An 18022-nucleotide genomic window follows, 5' to 3' on the forward strand; every position below is an offset into this window, starting at 1 on the left:
GCGTACGGGGCGGGTCCCCGGGATGCCGCCTCGAACCCTGAACAGCCTGGCGTAGGCGAGGCAGTGAGCGCGCTTGGCCTGGTTGGCACCCGCCCGGCAGTGGCGTGGTCGCACGAGGCGGTGCACGAGAGGTTCGCCGACGTCAAGGTGTCGTCCACGCGGTGGAAGGCGCACGGGTTCCGGACAGCCCCCGAAGTGCAGGCCCGCCTCAAGTACCGGGTGAACGCGGATCGGCGCCATACCAGCAACGCGAACCTGGCGATCGCTCGTTACGTGGGCGCGGCCCCCTTCCACACGCCGCGGCGGGTGCCCGAACTCGGAGCCTTGGCCGAGGACTTCAGCGCACGAGAGCTGTGGGAGGACGAGAGTACCCAGTCCTCGACCTACCGGGTGGGGGAGTTGGCCTACGCGCCGGGCTCCGGGCTGAAGGTGATGCTTCACGAGGCTGACTACGGGCGGCATGGCACCCAGATGGTTTCCGCCGGGGTCCAGGATCTCCTCGACGCGCTGGAGACACGTGGCCCCCTCGCCCGGTCGGCCGTATCCCCCTCGGTGACGTCCCGTCAGCTTCTATCTCAAGTTTCGAGGGGCTGCAACGGTGGATATCGCAACCGTATTCCGCTGCAGCGCACCAAGGAACTGTCGGCCATCATGCACTGGGCATGGTCGCCTATTCATGACTGTGACACTAGGGAGCCGGTTGCCTTGGGTCAGGTTTTCTTTCGTAAATTCAAGGAGTTGCCTGGCGGGGATCGGCGGATGCGTGAGTTAGGCCCTAGTGACGCCAGAATTTGATTACTTGTCGGGGAAATGTACTTTGCCCGCTAAGGTCTAGAAGGGTGTGGGAGATCCCCGTTGTCCATGTCCAGTGAGACGCTCAGCGCCAGTGCTGTCGCCCTCGCGGCCGGACTCAGCGAGTCGTGGGTCTGGAAGGCCAGGGGGCAAGGGGTGCTGAACGAACCCCACTTCGCCGAGGACGTCGTGGCCCTGCGCGTCTATGCCTTCGTGTCACAGATCGTCTGGCCCGGGGTGCGTCGACCGCGCAGCGCGCGCCAGGACCTCGAATTGTGGCAGCAGTCGGCGGTCGAAGCCGCGCGGCTCGCGGTGTCCGATCCGTCCACGACTTTGGAGACCGCGCTGTGGGTTCTGGAGGACTCAGTACGCCTCATCACGACGCCCGACGAACGGGCGGCCTTCGACCTCAAGTTCCTCGGTGGGCGGTCCGCCTTCCGTATTCCGGTCGGCCTTTGGATCTCGGAACTGCCCGAGGCTATGGCCGCCCGACGGCGCAGCGGCACTCCCAGCAGGACCAAGAGGTGAACGGTGGCGCGTGGGAACGAGAGGGCAGACAAATGGCCTATGCCGATCAACTGCCCCTTCGGAAAGAGGCGTGAAATGACATAGGCCACAGGGCGGCTGGACCGCCAGGGGGTCCGCCCAGGGTGATTCGCAGTCACTCCGGGCGGTCCCGTTGACTCCGGAGGGTTTCGCAGCCCCTCTGAAGGATTCGTCCGACCGGTCGTGCCGGTGTCGGACGGTTCGGTATCCGATTTCTGGCGAAGAACTCGTGGAGCATCCATGAGGGCTTTGCCGTGCCCTCGATATCGCAGAAGGCTTTCGTTATCTTGCACCACAGTCATGCCTTTTTCCAGTTCGATCTAGCAGATGCCGCGCTCTTCCGGGCCGGAGCAGGCTGGTGAGCACACCGAGGACCCTGTGGGTGCCCGAAGAAGGGCAATGGCTCTCCACGACCACGGGCCGCATCGCCCCGGACGGCTACTCATGGATGCAGGCCGTCCACTGGGTCGCCGAGGAAGGGGAATACCGGCCCCGTCGCTCGCATGGCCCGTCGTTCGGTGCCACCACCCTCCGGGTCGCGCGCGAACTCGTCACGCTCTCGCCCTGCCGCCCCGGCGTCTCCCATCTGCAACGGCGCCTGGGCGTGAGCGAACGGACCGTCCAGTACCACCTGCAGATGCTCCGGCAGGCGGGGCTCCTGGTCTACGTGCGGCGGGGTACCAGGGTTCGTAGTGAAGGCGCGGTGGCCAGTGAGTTCGCCCCAGTGATCCCGCACGGCTTCGATCTGGCGCTCGGTATCCGGACGCGGGGCGAGGGTGCCACGCGCCGACCCGTGGGCATCACCGCGCACGGCCGTGCGCGGATCGCCGCCCTCGCCCGCCTGGCCGCCGCAGGGGGCCGCCGCCGGGTCGTCGGGGCCCGCACTTCCCGGCATGCAACGAGCCGGCCGCGCCCCCCTCGTTGCACCCCAATGGGGGTTAGTACCTGCAGTCTTCCTGGTGCGGATAGTTCTTTCCCGCCCTCTGAGAGCAAGCTCGACGGCGGGCCGAAAACCTCCTCGTCCGCCCGGCCGAGCCGTGGCGCCCCCCGGCGGCTCAACAGCGTGGGCCGCCGCCATCAACTGGCGGGGGAACTGATCCGCGAAGTGGACTGGCTAGGCCGGTGCCATGTGCCCCGGATCGCCTGGATGGTGCGGCATGTGGCCGACGCGGGCTGGAGCGCCGTGGAGGTACGAGCCTGGCTGCACCTGCGCGGCGGCGTGAACGATGTACGGCGGCCATCGGGACTCCTGGGGGTCCTGCTCGCCGGAGCGGAAGGGGTCCTGGACACCGAAGCCAAGCGCCGTGCCGCGGTTGAGCAGTGGCGTGACTCGCAGCGCGCCGCCCACCACCGCCACCGGCAGTGGAGCGCCGCCCCGAACGGCCCGCGCAGCCCGACCGTTCGGCGGCAGGTCGCGGAGGCCCTGACCCGGTCGCAGCCCAGCCTGCCGTCACGGCCGCTGGAGGAGCCGGCGGGGACAGAGCTGTCGGCCGCCGACGTCGAGACGCTGCGCCAGGCCGCCCGTGGCGAGTTCATGCGGGGAGAGACCACGCTGATCCGCTCTGCCGTCGAAACCCTGGGACACGAGGCGGCGGAAGAGGTGTACGGCACCGCACTGGTGCGCCGGGCGCTGCGGCTCTCGGCCGGCACCGCCCACATGACACTGCTGGGCCGCCGAGGGGCTGCGGCGCGGTGAACGGCGCGGGCGAGCAGAGGGACGAACCGTCCCGCCGGAGCGGCCGAGACCTGGCGCGGATCGCCCTGGAGGCCGCCTGCGAGGCGGCCCGTGGCTGGGAGGAGGGCGGCCGGGCCCTGCGCAAGCCCCGGGCGCCGGACGAGGACGGGCGTGAACCGCGCACCCTGGGCGCGGTCGTGCGCGCCGTGATCGCCGAGCAGGCCCCTGGCGGCACGGCGTCCGAGCAGGGAGTGCTGGACCAGTGGCCGCGCGCGGCCGGCGAACTGGCCAGGCACGTCAGGGCCGTACGGTTCGCCACGGCCGAGGGCCGGCTCGAACTGCTGCCGGACTCGCCGGCCTACGCGGTGCAGCTCCGGCTCACCCTCAACCCGTTGATCCGCAGGATCAACGAGGAGCTGGGCAGGTCGGTCGTCGAGTCGATACGGATCCTGGCCCCGGGCTCCGACGCCCCGGCCGTGTCCGGTGGGGCGGACGATACGAGCGGCGGTCCCGGCCGGGCAGAGCCGTCGGCGGGCTACCGCCGGGCGCTGGCCGCGCTCCGAGCCTGCGTACGCGCCAGGTAGCAGTCCGGAGGGCCGGACCGGTCCGCCTGCGGCCTACGACTTCTCCACGATCGGCGGGTGGTCGTGCCAGCTGCAGATAACCGAACTCGATTCATTGGTGGTGTGGTTGGTGAAGGTCACCCGAATCCAGAAGTCCTGGGTCCACACCTGCTTCCCCCAGCCACGCGCGGGCTCGGCGGAGGCCAGTGCGGCCGACGTGTCGCCCATGTCGAAGGCAACGCGTCCTCCAGACACCTCGTACGTCTGGACGTTTCCGTGCCGCGGATCCGGGGCGGCCGGGCGGGTGCCGGTGGAGCGCGTACCTCCGGTGGAGGGCTGGGACACAGCGCTCGACGGCCCGCTCTGCCCGGAGTGCGCGGAGGGACGGCCGACCGATGCGGACGGCCGGCTCGCACGGGGCGCGGACGAGGGCGAGCCCGCTGCGGTGGAAGGAGCCGCGGTCGGCGGGAGAGGGGCCGCCGCTGTGGGCTGTTCCGCAGTCAGGAGAAGAGCCTTGGGAGGGTCAACCGCCAAAGACATCACACTGCGTACGCCCCACCACGACGTGGCCACCACGGCCCCCATGGCTGCCAGCCAGACCGATCCATGGACCAACCCTCGTTGCATTTCCCCAGGATATCCAGGGCACTTGAAGGCAGCAAAAATCAGGGGCCGAAAGGTGATTGGGAAAGGGGCGAAAGTGTGGCCCCGTTCCCCCTTCATCTTCTGGACAAGGGCAGCCGAAAGCCATGGCCTACACTCCTTGGCATGGCGAATGTGCTCGTGGTCGAAGACGACCCCTCGGTACGCTCGGCGCTCATTCGACATCTGACCGACGCGCAATACACTGTACGCAGTGTCGGAACCGCACTGGAAGCCCTGAGAGAAGTCTCCGCGCAATATCTGGATGTCGTCATCCTCGATCTGGGGCTGCCCGATCTCGACGGATCAGAGGTCCTGAAGATGATGCGCGGCATCACCGACATACCCGTGATCATCGCGACCGCCCGCGACGACGAGGCCGAGATCATCCGACTCCTCAACAGCGGCGCCGACGACTACCTCACCAAGCCGTTCTCGGTGGAGCAGCTCTCCGCCCGGCTGGCCGCGGTGCTCCGCAGAACGGGCCGGGGCGCCATCGGCGGCGAACACGAGCACACCGGACTGATCCGCGTACACGAGCTGTGCATCGACCCGTTGCGCCGCAAGGCGGCCTTGGGCAGCCGGCCGCTGGAGCTCAGCCGTCGCGAATTCGATCTGCTGACCTTCCTCGCCCAACGGCCCGGTCTCGTCGTCTCCCGCCGTGACCTGCTCGCCGAGGTGTGGCAGCAGTCCTACGGCGACGACCAGACGATCGACGTCCATCTGTCGTGGCTGCGCCGCAAACTCGGTGAGACGGCGGCCCGGCCCCGCTATCTGCACACCGTCCGGGGCGTGGGCATCAAGCTGGAGCCACCGGCCCCGGCCGGGCCCGCTGCCATGGCCGCCCGCAGCACATGAGATGGGCTTTGGTACGCGTCTGCCTGGCGGTCACGGTGATGGTGGTCGCGGCGTTCGCCGTGCCGCTGGGCTCCGTCGTCCAGCAGATGGCCCGTGACCGCGCCTTCACCAACGCCGAGCGCCAGGCCGCCACCATCGGCCCGGCGCTGTCCATCACCGCGGACCGCCGGCAGTTGGAGAAGGCCCTTTACTCCACCGAGCCGGGGGCCCGACAACGGCTGGCCGTGCACGTGCCCCGCGGTCCGGGGGAAGGGGGCTGGGACTCGGGGACCGGCCGGGCCCGCACCGAGGAGATCACGGCCGCCGCAGCCGGCGGCAAGCTCGCCCGGGTCACGGTGCCCGGCGGGTGGGTCGTGCTTCAGCCCACGGCGCTCAGCACCGGCCAGATGGCGGTGGTGGAGGTGTTCGTGCCGACGGCCGAGGCCAAACGGGGCGTGGGAACGGCCTGGCTGGTCCTGGCCGGTGTCGCCACCGCTCTGGTGATCGGTTCGGTGGCGGTCGCCGACCGGCTGGGCGTGCGCATGGTGCGGCCCGCCGAGCACCTCGCACGCGCCGCCCACGAGCTGGGCGAGGGCCGTTTGGACACCAGGGTCGCAAAGGCCGGACCGGCCGAACTCCGGGCGGTGGCAGGGGCGTTCAACGCAATGGCCGACCAAGTGGCCCATCTGCTGGCCGCCGAGCGGGAGTTGGCGGCCGACCTTTCGCACCGGCTCCGGACCCCGCTGACGGTACTGCGCCTCAACGCCGCGTCCCTGGAGGCGGGGCGCAGTGCCGAGGCGCGTACGGCGGTGGAGCAGACCCGCGGCGCGGTGGAGCAGCTGGAACGTGAAGTGGACACCATCATCCGTACCGCCCGCGAACAGCGCCCCAGTACTCCCGATGCGGCTGGCGGGAGCGGCGGCTGCGACGCGGCAGAAGTCTTGCGCGAACGCATGGTGTTCTGGTCGGCTCTGGCCGAGGACGAGGGCCGCGAGACGCGGCTGGCGGGAGTTGAGAAGCCGGTACGCATCCCGGTGCCGCGCGCCGAGTTGACCGCAGCTCTCGATGTGATGCTAGGCAACATCTTCCGGCACACAGCCCTGGGCACGGCCTTCGCGGTGGACGTGCACCAGAGCGATGACGCGGTCATCATCCTGGTCTCGGACGCGGGCGAGGGCATCGCCGACCCGGAGGCGGCGCTGCGCCGGGGCAACGACGGTACGCGCCAGGGCTCCACCGGGCTCGGGCTCGACATCGTGCGCCGCCTGGCCCGGTCGACTGGAGGGGATGTGACGGTCGGTCGGTCGGTGCTCGGAGGCGCTGAGATCGGCCTCAGGATCGGGCGCGCGATCCCTCATGGGGAGGGCCGGCCGCGCGCGGGGCGGGGGGTTCCGCGCGGTCCGGGCCGCTTCGCCCGCGGCGGCCGGACCCGTGCCGACCGTCGTCACAAGCGCCGCGCGGCGCGTTAGCGCCCGCTTTCCGTTCCGCCGCCCGATACCTCGGTCGGGCTGTTCACCAGCCCGATCGTGTAGGCGACCACCGCGGCCTGGGTGCGGTTGTTGAGGCCCAGCTTCGCCAGTGTCCGTGACACGTATGTCTTCACGCTCGCGCTGGCCAGGTGCAGTTCCTTGGCTATCTGGCCGTTGGACATGCCCATGCCGATCAGGCGCAGTACCTTGCGCTCGCTGTCGCTGAGCGCGGCCACCCGGGCGTCAATGCCATTGACATGGACGGGGGTGCGCAGGGTCGCCTGGCGGACCAGGTTACGCAGGAGCTCCGGGGCGAAGACGCGGCCGCCGGAGGCGATGACGCGCATCGCGGACAGCAGTTCCTCGCAGCGCAGGTCCTTGAGGAGGAAACCGCTGGCTCCGGCGTCAAGGGCTTCCAGGACGTGGTTGTCGCTGCTGTAGGTGCTGAGGACCAGGACGTGGGGCGGGTGGGGGAGTTGGACCAGCTTGCGGGTCGCGCACACGCCGTCCATGTTCGGCATGCGCAGGTCCATCAGCGCGATATCGGGCTGATGCAGCTTCGCCTGGATGATGGCGTCCGCGCCGTCGGCGGCCTCGCCCACCACCGTGAACTCCTCGGAGGCCTCCAGCATCATCCGCAGGCCCGAACGGATGATGGCCTGGTCGTCGACGATGATCACTCGAATGGTCACGGTGCGGGTTCCTTTTCCTCGGAGTGGGGGAGCGGCAGGTCGGCCCGGACGCTGAAGCCGCCGCCCGGCAGCCGCCCGGCGCAGAAGCGGCCGCCGGCGGCGGTGACGGCCCCGCGCAGCCCGACCAGGCCGAGCCCTCCGGAGTCGAGGGCTACGGGCTGGTGCGAGGCGGGGCCGTTGCGGACGGTGAGGGTTACGGTGTCGGGCGTGAAGGCCAGGCCGATATGGACGGGCGCGCCGGGCGCGTACTTCGCTGCGTTGGTGAGGGCCTCGCGGCACGTCCGGTACAGCAGGTCGTCTCCGGGCGTCCCGCAGGTCCGGGGGGTGCCGGTGACGGAGTACGTGGCGTCCATGCCGATCGCTCGCATGTTCTGGGTCAGATCGGCCAGGAAGTCCTGGCAGTCGGGGTGGCGCAGGCGGTGGTCCGCGTCGCCGGGGGCCCGCAGGACGTCGATGACGTCGCGCAGCCCGCGCATGACGGTGAGCGCACCTTCTTGGAGTTCCTCGAAATCCTTGGCCACTTCGGTGGGCAGGCCGGCACGCCGCCCCGCGGCCCCGGCGCGCAGCACCAGGTACGTGGTGTGGTGGCCGACGTTGTCGTGGATCTCGTGGGCGAGCAGGTTTCCCTTCTCGGTCAGGGCGAGGCGCACCGCGTGCTCGGTGGCGGCCTCCGCGCGGGCGAGCCGTGCGCTCAGCCGGTCCTCGTACGCGTGACGGCGTCGCACGAGGTGGCCGCAGGCGGCGGGCAGGACGTAGGCGAGACCAGTGAAGTAGATCCGCCACGGGGCGCTGTCGATCAGTTCGCCGGTCAGCCACCGGGTGCTCAGCCAGGCCAGCGCGGCGCCGACCACGATGGTGGCTCGGCGGCGCCTGCCGTAGCGGCCCACCGCGTACGTCGCGGCGGTCAGCGCCGTTCCCTCGTCCGAGCACAGGGTCGCGGCGAATGCGGCGAGGACGCACAGCCCCGGGCGGGTGCGCCGCCACATCAGGCTCGCGGCCGCGACCAGCGCGCACAGGCAGCTGACCGGATAGCTGTGGACGAGTCCCGTGCGGTGCACCGTCGCCAGGGCGAGGCAGCTGGCGGCGCCGACGAGCAGCGCGAGAGCGGAGTCCAGAAGGCGCAGCCGCCGGGGCGAGGGGTTGTGGCAGCGCAGCAGGGGGCGCAGTCGCCGTCGGATGAGGGTGCAGACGTGGGCCAGCACAGTTCACTCCGCGCGGGGGTGGGTCGGCGCGGGCACCAGGAGGTCGGCGGGGAGGGCGACGGCGACGGTGGTGCCTTGCTCGGTCGAGTCGATGTACACGCTCGCGCCGTGCAGCGAGGCCAGGCAGTTGACCGCGTACAGGCCGGTGCTCTCGGACTGCACCCAGTCCATGGGCAGTTCGCTCTGCAGGCGCACATTGAGCGCGTCGAGCTGCTCGGGGGCGATTCCGCTGCCGTCGTCGCTGACGCGCACGACCACGCCTTCGGCGTCGGTCGCCTTGGCCGTCAGGCGCACGGGTCGGTCGGCGGGGGAGAACTTCGTGGCGTTCTCGATGAGTTCGGCCATCATGTGCGTGATGCCGTGGACGGCCCCGGCCCTGAGGTGTACGGCGGGCACGTCGGGGCGTACGACGGCGCGGGTGTAGTGCTCGACCTCCGCCGCCGCGGCCCGCAGGACGTCGATGAGCGGCGCGTCCTCGCGGTGGCGGCGTCCGGGGTCCTCACCGGCGAGGACGAGGGTGGTCTCGCCGTGGCGGCGCATTCGGGTGGCGAGGTGGTCCAGCTGGAACAGGGTGCCGAGGGTGTGCGGGTCCTGCTCAGTCATCTGGAGCTGGGAGAGCAGGTCGAGCTGTTGGTGCACGAGCAGGTGGCTGCGCCGGGACATGGCGGCGAGCTTGGCGCGCATGGCGGCGCGCAGCACCGCCTGTTGCGCTGTCTGGTCGACGGCCTCCTTGACGACCGCGTCGAACGCACGGGTCAGGTCGCCGATTTCGTCGCGGTGGCCGAGGTCGACGGGTGTCACGTCGAAGGAGAGGTGCTGCGGGTGCTGGGCGCGGGCCATTCGGTGGACGAAGGACGGCAGTTCGTTCTGGGCCTTGAGTGCCGCCCGGCGCAGCCTGTGCAGTCGGCGGATGAGGCGGCGGGCGGTCAGGGCGGCGACGGCGGCGGATGCGAGGAGCACGGCGGCGATCGCGACGGTATGCCAGATCAGCGCCTGACGGGCCCCGGCGCGTGCCGTCGCGGCTGATTGCAGGGCCTTTTTGAGGAGTGCGTCCTCGGCGGCGTGCATCTGGTCCAGGACGCGCGAGCTGCACGCCACCCACGGCGCGGGAAGGGGGCGATCGCCGGCGAGGGCCTTGTCGAGTGGCTCGGCCAGGCAGGAGGTGTCGATGTTGTCCTTGGTCACGGAGCCGGCGGATCGCCGGATGGCCTCGTACTCGCGCGACGTGAACTGGCGCAGACCCTCCTGCTGGGCGAGGAAGGACACTTCGTCTCTCGTGAACCTGCCCTTGGCGACGGGGGAGTTGATGAGCGCGCGCTGTCCGGAGAGGGCGGCGGTGCTGGTGGCGAGGGAGTACGGGGCCTCGGAGGCGTCTGTGGCGTGTGCGCCGGGGCCGCCGGGCGGCACCAGGGCGTCGAGGGCGGTCACGATGCTGGTGTACGCCGTGATCGCGGGCAGTAGTGCGGTCCGCCGGGCCATGTCGCCGGCGCGGGCCTCGGGCAGGTGCTCCAGCGCGTCCTGGGCCTGGGCGAGGCGACCCTTGATCCTCGGTTCGCCCTGGCTGTGCCCGGCCGCCCTGCGGAAGTTGGCCAGCGTGGTGTCGGTGAGCCGGCGGCGCTCGGTGACGTCGCCGTCGGGCCGGCCCGACGCTACCGACAGGGCGTCCCGTTCATTCTGTAGGTCGCGGGCGAGAGAGGCGGCTGCCACCGACAGCAGCCCCTGCCGCTCGGCGGTGACCCGTCGGTCCAGGGCGTCGGCCGCGTCCCGGATCTGGAGGGCGGCCAGCACGATGGCCAGAGAGACGGGCAGGGCGAGCACCGCCGCCACCTGCATGCCCAGCCGTCGATGGCGCAGCCAGTGTCTACTCATCTGATCCCCCGTCGTGCTCGGTGGGCCGGCGTCTGTCTAACCGGGCTGGAGAAAGAACCGGCCGAGGTGCTCCCGGGTGGCGGTGTCGAGGAGCATCGCGACCTCCGCAGCCAGGAGCGAGGCGGCGTACATGACCTGACTGGTGTCGGTGTCGGCGTCGGACACCATGACCAGGCTCGTCTGCGCGTCGACGGGCGCCATACACAGGTGGTGCCGCTGCATGTTGATCATGACGGCCCCGACCCAGCCGCTGCAGTACGCCTGGGCCGCCGCTCTGGTGAGGGAGACCAGGCTGGAGGACAGGGCGGCGAGCCGTTCGGCATCGGCGGTGTCGGTGGACGGGTCCGCGCACAGGACGAGGCCGCCGGCCGACAACAGGACGGCGCGCCTGATGCCGGGCGTCGTCTCCCACGAGTCGTGGATGACGTTCTGGATGTCCAGGGCCTGGTTCCCGGCAGACTGCATTTCTCTCTCCGTTCTCAAAGGACCGCTGCGGCGGCGCGCGGGCCGGCTGCCGGCGCCAGGCGCCGCTCCAGCGCGTGCTCGACCACCCGGATCAGGACGTCCTGGACGGCGGAGCGCTGTCGTGCGTCGGTCTGCACCACGGGTACGTCGTCGGCGAGTTGGAGGGCTTTGCGGACCTCGTCAGGCGCGAACGGCTGGCGGCCGTCGAAGCCGTTGAGCGCGACGACGAACGGCAGGCCGCACTCCTCGAAGTAGTCGACCGCGGGAAAGGAGTCGGCCAGGCGTCTGCTGTCCGCGAGGACGATGGCGCCGATCGACCCGCACACCACGTCGTCCCACATGAACCAGAACCGGTCCTGGCCGGGCGTGCCGAACAGGTACAGGACGAGGGATTCCTCCAGGGTCACGCGGCCGAAGTCCATCGCCACCGTGGTGGTGCGCTTGGACGGCACGTGGCTGAGGTTGTCGATGCCCTCGGACGCGACGGTCATGACCGCCTCGGTCCGCAGTGGCAGGATCTCGGAGATGCTGCCGATCAGCGTGGTCTTGCCGACGCCGAAACCCCCGGCCACGACGATCTTGGCTGAGGACATTGCCGCGGCGGAGGGCGGCTGCTTAGAGGCTGTGAAGTCCACTGAGGACCCTTTCCAACAGTGCGGTGGTCGGCTGGTCGCCGACGGGCTCCATGACCGAGACGAACCCCACGGCGGACAGGTCCGCGACGAGGATCCGGGCGACGCCCACGGGCACTCCCAGGTGCGCGGACACCTCGGCAACCGAGGCGGCCTCGGTGCACAGGGCCAGGATCAGCTCGTGTTCGGGCTGGGCGCCGGCCGGACCCCGCCGCTCGGTCACGACCAAGGCCTCCAGGGGGAGTTCCAGGCCGGTCACCGTCCGGCCCGCCGTGATGGTGTATGGGCGGGGTGCCAGTGGCGGGGGGCCGGGTCTGGGCGGCTCAGTGGGCTGCCGCGGCATGATCCCTCAGCGTGGACCGCAGTTCGGGGGTGAGGACGTGGCCCACGCGCCGCACAAGGCGGGTCATCTGGTAGCCGAGCACGGCCCGGTCGGTGCCGGTGTCTGCGGCGACGGCCAGCAGTGAGCCGTCGGAGACGGTCACCACGACGAGGATGGAGTGCTGCATTTCCAGGACGGTGCGGTGCACCGCACCCGACTGGTTCAGCTCTGCCGCCGCGTACCCCAGCGCGGCGAGGCCGCTGGTGATCGGCGACACGAGTCCGGGCGCCGGTGCCTTGATGTCTGAGGCCCGGGCGAGCAGCACGCCGTCCGCCGAGACCAGCGCGACGTCGAAGACGCCCGGCAGGTCGGTCTGGAACTTCTGCAGTACCCACTGGAACTCGCGCACCTTGTCGGTGCCCTGGGGCAGGGATCGCGGCGCGGGGGACGGTTCAATCGCGTACACGGGGCTCCTCCTGGGCGGGCTCCTGTGGCGGCTCTGGCTGGGCCTGGGCGATCCCGTCGGTCAGGCCGCTCATGCGCCGCCGGATCTCGGCGGGATCGGGAAGGGCGGCGGAGCCGCCGGTCGCCGGGTCGGGCGTGGCGATGCTGCCCACGCGCGCGCGTCGCTGCCGTACCGGAAGGCCCGCCTGCGTGGACACCGGAGCGGGGGCGCCCTGCTGGGGCGCGGGTCGTGGTTCCGGTTCGCCCGGTTGAGGTGTGGACGCCTGCGCCGGGGCGCCCGGTCGCCGTGCGGGCTGCTGCGTCGAGCCCTGCTGTTGGGGTACGGACTGCTGCGCCGCGGAGGCCGGTTGAGGAGTAGACGCCTGGGCCGGACCCGAGTGCGGTGCCACGGACTCGCCGCCGGCGGGGCCGAGGGCCTGCATCGACACGGTCGCCGGGTCCTGGGCGGTCGCGGGCGCGCTCTCCTGCACGCGGGCGCCCATCACCCGGCGGGCCCGCCCGTACCCCACGGGCTGTCCGGCCGCCTGGGCCGACAGCGCGGCCGACTGCGCGGGATGCGGGGCCGGCTCGGCCAGCATGGACTGCGGCAGGATCACCGATGCCACCAGGCCGGTCGGCGTGTTCTCGTAAAGGCGGACGGCCACCTGGTGCTTGCGGGCGAGCGCCCCCACGACGTAGAGGCCCATGGATTCGCTGAGGTGGGAGCGGAATCCGGCGGTCTGATGCAGGGCCTGTTCGGCCTGGGCCAGCTGCTCGGGGCTCATCCCGATGCCTGCGTCGCGGATCTCCAGGAGGGCGCGGCCGTCGGGCATCCGTCGGCCGCTCACCACGACCCAGGTGTCCGGGCTGGAGAACGAGGCCGCGTTGTCGAGGAGTTCGGCGATCAGATGGACGAGATCGTCGGCGGCGTAGCCGACCACACCGACCGGGGGCAGAGCGTGGTAGGTGACCCGCCGGTAGTCCTCGATCTCTGAGGCCGCCGTTCGCACGAGCGCGAGGAGGTCCGTGGTCTCGCGCCGCTCGGCCGAGATCTCCGCTCCGGCGAGCACCAGCAGGTTCTCGCTGTTGCGGCGGATCTGGGTGGAGAGGTGGTCGAGGTGGAAGAGGTGCGCGAGTGCGTCGGGTTCCAGCTCGCGGCTCTCGAGTTCGGTGATGACCGCTAGTTGCCGCTGGATGAGGGACTGGTTGCGCCGGGAGAGGTTCTGGAAGAGGAGGTTGACCTCCTCGCGCGTGCCGGCTTGCTGGCGGGCCAGGCGTACCGCCTCCAGGTAGACCCGGTCGAAGGCGCGCGCCACGTCGCCGATCTCATCCCGGCTGCGCGGGGCGAGCACCTTGCCCTCCAAGGCGCGCGGCAGCTCGCTGCTCTGGGAGAGGTGGTGGGTCACGTCGGGAAGGTGGACGTCGGCTACCTTCACCGCCGAGCGGCGCAGCCAGGCCAGGCCACGCACCAGGTGCCGGGAGGTCGCGATCACCAGGGCCGTGGCGATCAGCAGGGCCAGGATCGACAGGGCGATGGAGATGACGGCCTTCTGGTGGGCCTGGTCCTTCTGGTCGAGGGCGCCAGCCAGAACGCGGGCCTCCACGGTGTCTTGGAGCTTGTCCAGCTGGGTGCTGATGTGGGTGAGGTCCTCGTACCAGGTCTTCGGCAGCACCTTGGTGAGGTTGGTCTGGCCGGTGGAGGCGCCCAGCTTCTGGATCGCGTCGGTCACGGCGGCCGACGGTGCGGCATCGACGATCCGCTGGAACGTGGCGGCCTCGCCGGGCTTGGCGTACAGGCCGAACTCCGTGCCGGTGATGCCGCGTACGAGTTGGGAGGCGAGGACGTTGCCCTGGGCGCCCGCGGTGAGGTTGCCGGAGGGCGCGGAGGCCAGCACCGAACGCTGGCTCGTGACCATGACGTCGTACAGGGCCAGGGTGTACAGGGTCCAGCCCGCGCCCCGGGCCTGTTCGCCGATCCCGCCGACCTGGTTGTACAGACTGGCGATCGACACGATGACGCCGCCGTACTGGTTCTCGACGTCGCTGGGGGCGGTGCGCGAATCCGCCAGCTTGCGGACCTCCTTGAGGGCGTCGAGCCCGGTGCTGGTGACCTTGCGCTGGCGCTCCATCCCGGAGCTGGCGGGCAGTTGCCTGAGTTCGTCCAGGAACTGCTTGGCCTTCGCGTCGGATTCGGAGCGGCCGGTGCCGTCGCTTGGGTGGAGCCGGTCGTGGGCCTTCGGGTCGACAGCCAGGTCGCGCTCCTGCGCCAGTGCCCGGATGAGGGACGTCCCGGTACGGCTGGTCTCGGCGATGCGCGCCGTGTCGCGGTACTGGTCGGCGGTGTCCAGAGCGTCCTTGACCCGCATGCCGGCGAAGCCGAGGGCCGCGAGCAGCGGCACGAGGACGACGATGAGCATGCGGGTCGGCACCCGGAGGTCGGCGAGCACGCGCCTGCGCCAGGGCAGGGACGTGCGACCCGCTCCTGATACCTGCTCGTGCCGGGGGCCCGGCGCAGGAGCACCATTGTTCACGGGGAAGACCTTGTTTCCGAGGAAGTGGAATAGGGCCGTCCCAGCCTATGTACGGTCCGATGGCGACTCGCTTGACCAATGGGCTACCCCCATCGGCCGAAAGTTGATTCGATGGTCCCCTGCCACCCCTTAAGGTGCGGCGGTGCAGGGTCCGAAGACAATGCGGGCCGCCTCGACGCGGTTCTGCGCCCCGAGCCGTGTGAGCACCTGGCTCACATGTGTTTTGACGGTTGCGGTGCGGAGCCCCAGAGATTCGGCGATCTCGGCATTGGACATGCCGGTGGCAAGGAGTTCGAGCACTTCGTGCTGGCGGTCCGTCAAGGTGTCGAGCGCCGTTCTCTGGGCCGGAACACGCTGGGTCCACACCCGGCGCGACGCGAGCTCGACGATGTCCCGAGTCAGTTCGCTGGAGAAGAATGCGTGGCCCGCCGTGACCGCGCGAACCGCGCGAACCAGGTCTTTGTGCAGGGAATTCACGGACAGAAGTCCCGACACGCCGGAGGAAATGGCTGCCTCCGCCAGGCGGTCCTCCGGTGAGCCGACCAACAGAAGCTGCGGGGAGTTTTTTTCGTGCCCGATCTCGCGGGCGATGGCCAGCCCGTTGCCGCCCGGTCCGGCGTGGATGACGACCGCGTCCGGAAGCAGGACACGGACGCGCTCGCGCGCGGTGGCGGCGTCCCAGGCCTCCTCGACGGTGTTGATTCCGCAGCCGCCCAGCAGGTGCTGCCGCAGGACCCGACGCATGTGCCGGTCACCGCTCACCGGCAGAACCGTGATCATCCCCCTTGCTCCGATGGGGGGTGCCGGATACGAGGGAACGGCACGAATGGGAACAGATGGTGACATAGGTTGATGGTATGTCGACCGGTGAGGGGAAGCCCCCAGCTGATGATCAAGGTAGTGATTGTCGAGGACAACGTCATCGCCAGGACCGGGCTCCAGCAGATCGTCTCTTCCGGCGCCGACACCGAGGTGACCGCCACCGCCCCTGACGCGGCATCAGGGATAGAAGCGGTGCTCCGCACCCGACCCGACGTCGCCCTGGTGGACCTCGGGCTGCCCGACGAGAGCGGCCTCTCGCTCGCCACCCGCCTGCTGGCCCTGCCCGAACCGCCCCGGGTGCTGATCCTGACCGCCTTTCACGACGGTGCCCTGGTGCGCGAGGCCCTCACCGGCGGAGTGTCGGGCTTCCTGCTCAAGGACCTGTCAGTCGAGGACCTGTTGGAGGCCGTGCGGGCGGCCCACGCGGGACACGCGGTACTGCACCCCGAGGTCGCGGGCCGGCTGGTCACCTCGCTGCGCCGGGCCGACCGGCCCTCGCCGCAGGAACTCCAACGCCTCGCCGCCCTGACCGACCGGGAGCGCGCCGTGCTGCGGCTGCTGGCCACCGGCTTGACCAACGCCGCCACCGGCCGTGAGCTGGGCCTGTCCGAGGCCGCCGTGAAGAACCACGTCACCCACATCCTCACCAAGCTGGAGTTGGCGAACCGCGTTCAATTGGCCCGGTTCGTCAACCGCGTGGGGCTCGCCGACTGAGACCCGGCGCCCTCCCTACGCTCCAGCTCGGCACGCAGCCGCAGCAGCGTCTGGAAGAGGGTGCTGCGCACGGTTGCGGGCGCGATGCCCAGAACGGCGGAGATCTGGGCCGCGTTCATGCCGAGCCAGTAGCGCATGAACACAACCTGGCGGCGACGTTGCGGAAGCCCGCTCACCAAGGTGCGCAGCGACTCGTGCTCCGCGTGGCCGGGCGCGAAGTCGGGTACCGCGCCGTCCAGAGGATCGCCGGTCGGCACGTCCCCGAACCCTCCGCCGCGCCCGTAGTCGATCCATACGGTGTTGAGGACCTGCTGGACGTAGGCGTCCGGATTGGCCTTGTTGCGGATGTAGTCCCATTGGTGGAACGCGCGCAGCAGGGCGAGCTGCAACAGGTCCTGGGCGTCCTGCGGGTTGGACACCAGACGCTCCGCCCGTGCCAGCAGCGCCTCGCGGCGGGCGCGTACATAGCCCTCGAAGTCCGGGTAGGGGGCGGGCCGGTGTCCGGTGGGGTCGTCCATGGTGCGTCCATGCTGGCTTGCCTTCCGGCGCCGGGGTGTCGCCCGGAAGGCGCGCGGCCGTGGACGAGCGGCCAGCCCGGAATCAACCCGGGTCGACCGCCGTTGCGGCTCCGTGAGGAAGCAGTGCGTGTACGGCGAAGCCCTCGCCCTTCCGCTCGGCCTTGAAGGCGCCGCCCAGCCGGGCGACCCGCTGAGCGAGCCCGGCGAGCCCGCTTCCGCCCGACGGCAGCACGGCCTCGACAGGGCGTCGGGCGCCCGTGTCCGTCACCTCCACGCGCAGCCCCTCGGGCCCGCAGTGCAATGCCACCGCAATCTCGGCGCCGGGCGCGTACCGGGCCGCGTTCGTCAGCGACTCCTGTACGACCCGGTAGGCCGTCAGCTGGAGCGGCTCGGGGAGCACTTCGGGGTGGCCGTCGACGTGGAGCACGGCCCGCGTGCCGTCGTGGCGCACCTCCTCGACCAGGGCCGCGATGCGGTCCACGGGAGCAGCGGCCGCGCAGTCACCGGGTTCCAACAGGCCCAGCGTCTCGCGGAGTTCCTCCAGCGCCCGGTGGCCGTCGCTGCGGATCCGCTCGACGGCCCGCGACGACGCGCCCGGCAGGGCGGCCGGGGAGGACAGCAGGGCGTTGGCGGTCAGCACGATGCCGCTCACGCGGTGGGCGAGGGTGTCGTGCATGTCCCGGGCGATCCGCGAGCGCTCGTCGGCGATGGCCCGCTCCGCCCACAGCGCCCGCTCGCGCTCCAACTCGCCCACCCGGTGCCGGGCCGCGGCGGACCGCTCGTGCTGCCGTCCGATCGCATACCCGGCGAGCAACGGGCCGAGGGCGAGGGCGAGGGCGATCAGGTTCTCCCGTACCCCCGGACTGGGAGTGCTGCCCCGGACGCCGACCAGGGCCAGCGCCGTCGCCGCGGCCACCGGCACTACGAGACCGCGCCGGTCCGGCACCCGCGTACCGGTGGCGAACATGGCCAGGCCCAGGGCGCCCGGCGCATAGGCCAGCAGGTGGCCGACCGCGGCGAGGGAGGCCACGAGGACGGGCCGGCGCGCGTGCCACAGCAGGACCAGGCCCGCGGCCGCGCCCACGGCACCGGCCGGCGCGGGTCTGCCCGAAAGGACCAGGCCGTTGAAGGCGTACGCCTTCGAGTCCCAGACGGCCCACAGGGCCGCGCCGCAGGCGGCGGCCGTCCACAGGCGCCGAGTTGCCCAGGTCGTTTCGATGTGTCGAGACATTCGCAGAAGTAGAACACGAGGAGATCTGTATGCCGCGGGACGAACGTCCTGGTTAT

The 18022-nt window shown here is 70.9% G+C and carries 19 protein-coding genes; 7 read left to right on the forward strand and 12 right to left on the reverse strand.

Annotation, left to right across the window (positions count from 1 at the left end):
* The first annotated feature begins 63 nt into the window (after window positions 1–63).
* The 4 genes from AC07F3_RS32270 to AC07F3_RS32285 all read left to right on the forward strand — a co-directional run bounded on the left by AC07F3_RS32270 (window position 64) and on the right by AC07F3_RS32285 (window position 3597).
* Window positions 64–795 (forward strand): hypothetical protein, encoded by a 732-nt coding sequence (locus AC07F3_RS32270; RefSeq protein WP_479118014.1) that lies wholly within the window; start codon window positions 64–66, stop codon window positions 793–795.
* A gap of 66 nt (window positions 796–861) precedes the next feature.
* The gene (locus AC07F3_RS32275; RefSeq protein WP_479118016.1) at window positions 862–1320 is read left to right on the forward strand and encodes a hypothetical protein; all 459 of its coding nucleotides are present in this window, start codon (window positions 862–864) and stop codon (window positions 1318–1320) included.
* 376 nt (window positions 1321–1696) lie between these two features.
* A complete protein-coding gene (locus AC07F3_RS32280; protein ID WP_479118018.1) occupies window positions 1697–3034 on the forward strand; it encodes a helix-turn-helix domain-containing protein in 1338 nt (445 codons plus the stop codon).
* Window positions 3031–3597, forward strand: coding sequence for a DciA family protein (locus AC07F3_RS32285; RefSeq protein WP_479118020.1), 567 nt, complete (start codon window positions 3031–3033; stop codon window positions 3595–3597). Before AC07F3_RS32280 ends, AC07F3_RS32285 begins: the two co-directional genes overlap by 4 nt.
* Window positions 3598–3630: 33 nt before the next feature.
* On the opposite strand, the gene AC07F3_RS32290 is transcribed toward AC07F3_RS32285, so the two are convergent.
* Window positions 3631–3831, reverse strand: a complete 201-nt coding sequence (locus AC07F3_RS32290; RefSeq protein ID WP_479118022.1) for a hypothetical protein — start codon at window positions 3829–3831, stop codon at window positions 3631–3633.
* A 513-nt stretch (window positions 3832–4344) separates the two neighbouring features.
* Here AC07F3_RS32290 and AC07F3_RS32295 point away from each other — a divergent pair.
* Together AC07F3_RS32295 and AC07F3_RS32300 are read left to right on the forward strand one after the other, a co-directional pair.
* Window positions 4345–5076: a response regulator transcription factor gene (locus AC07F3_RS32295; RefSeq protein ID WP_479118023.1), complete on the forward strand. Its 732-nt coding sequence runs from the start codon at window positions 4345–4347 to the stop codon at window positions 5074–5076.
* Window positions 5073–6524: a sensor histidine kinase gene (locus tag AC07F3_RS32300; RefSeq protein WP_479118025.1), complete on the forward strand. Its 1452-nt coding sequence runs from the start codon at window positions 5073–5075 to the stop codon at window positions 6522–6524. Before AC07F3_RS32295 ends, AC07F3_RS32300 begins: the two co-directional genes overlap by 4 nt.
* Here the strand turns inward: AC07F3_RS32300 and AC07F3_RS32305 are convergent.
* The 9 genes from AC07F3_RS32305 to AC07F3_RS32345 form a co-directional block, all read right to left on the reverse strand.
* Window positions 6521–7216: a response regulator gene (locus AC07F3_RS32305; RefSeq protein WP_479118026.1), complete on the reverse strand. Its 696-nt coding sequence runs from the start codon at window positions 7214–7216 to the stop codon at window positions 6521–6523. The genes AC07F3_RS32300 and AC07F3_RS32305 overlap by 4 nt on opposite strands.
* Window positions 7213–8418, reverse strand: coding sequence for a sensor histidine kinase (locus AC07F3_RS32310; RefSeq protein ID WP_479118027.1), 1206 nt, complete (start codon window positions 8416–8418; stop codon window positions 7213–7215). Before AC07F3_RS32310 ends, AC07F3_RS32305 begins: the two co-directional genes overlap by 4 nt.
* A gap of 3 nt (window positions 8419–8421) precedes the next feature.
* Complete coding sequence (locus tag AC07F3_RS32315) at window positions 8422–10287, reverse strand: sensor histidine kinase (protein ID WP_479118028.1); 1866 nt, start codon at window positions 10285–10287, stop codon at window positions 8422–8424.
* A gap of 36 nt (window positions 10288–10323) precedes the next feature.
* The gene (locus AC07F3_RS32320; protein WP_479118029.1) at window positions 10324–10752 is read right to left on the reverse strand and encodes a roadblock/LC7 domain-containing protein; all 429 of its coding nucleotides are present in this window, start codon (window positions 10750–10752) and stop codon (window positions 10324–10326) included.
* 14 nt (window positions 10753–10766) lie between these two features.
* Window positions 10767–11387 carry a GTP-binding protein gene (locus AC07F3_RS32325; RefSeq protein ID WP_479118030.1) on the reverse strand — a complete coding sequence of 207 codons (621 nt, stop codon included), beginning with the start codon at window positions 11385–11387 and terminating at the stop codon, window positions 10767–10769.
* The gene (locus tag AC07F3_RS32330) at window positions 11368–11727 is read right to left on the reverse strand and encodes a DUF742 domain-containing protein (protein ID WP_479118031.1); all 360 of its coding nucleotides are present in this window, start codon (window positions 11725–11727) and stop codon (window positions 11368–11370) included. Before AC07F3_RS32330 ends, AC07F3_RS32325 begins: the two co-directional genes overlap by 20 nt.
* The gene (locus AC07F3_RS32335) at window positions 11708–12172 is read right to left on the reverse strand and encodes a roadblock/LC7 domain-containing protein (RefSeq protein ID WP_479118033.1); all 465 of its coding nucleotides are present in this window, start codon (window positions 12170–12172) and stop codon (window positions 11708–11710) included. The genes AC07F3_RS32330 and AC07F3_RS32335 overlap by 20 nt, the downstream gene beginning before the upstream one ends.
* A complete protein-coding gene (locus AC07F3_RS32340) occupies window positions 12159–14597 on the reverse strand; it encodes a sensor histidine kinase (protein WP_479118034.1) in 2439 nt (812 codons plus the stop codon). Before AC07F3_RS32340 ends, AC07F3_RS32335 begins: the two co-directional genes overlap by 14 nt.
* Window positions 14598–14810: 213 nt before the next feature.
* Window positions 14811–15461 carry a response regulator transcription factor gene (locus tag AC07F3_RS32345; protein WP_479118035.1) on the reverse strand — a complete coding sequence of 217 codons (651 nt, stop codon included), beginning with the start codon at window positions 15459–15461 and terminating at the stop codon, window positions 14811–14813.
* Window positions 15462–15569: 108 nt separating this feature from the next.
* On the opposite strand from AC07F3_RS32345, the gene AC07F3_RS32350 reads away from it, so the two are divergent.
* Window positions 15570–16217, forward strand: a complete 648-nt coding sequence (locus AC07F3_RS32350; protein ID WP_479118036.1) for a response regulator — start codon at window positions 15570–15572, stop codon at window positions 16215–16217.
* Here AC07F3_RS32350 and AC07F3_RS32355 read toward each other — a convergent pair.
* Window positions 16175–16735: a sigma-70 family RNA polymerase sigma factor gene (locus AC07F3_RS32355; RefSeq protein WP_479118037.1), complete on the reverse strand. Its 561-nt coding sequence runs from the start codon at window positions 16733–16735 to the stop codon at window positions 16175–16177. The two genes, AC07F3_RS32350 and AC07F3_RS32355, sit on opposite strands and share 43 nt — an antisense overlap.
* 82 nt (window positions 16736–16817) lie before the next feature.
* Window positions 16818–17966 carry a sensor histidine kinase gene (locus AC07F3_RS32360; protein WP_479118038.1) on the reverse strand — a complete coding sequence of 383 codons (1149 nt, stop codon included), beginning with the start codon at window positions 17964–17966 and terminating at the stop codon, window positions 16818–16820.
* Window positions 17967–18022 lie beyond the last annotated feature (56 nt).

The sequence above is a fragment of the Streptomyces sp. NPDC045846 genome, from assembly GCF_056431605.1.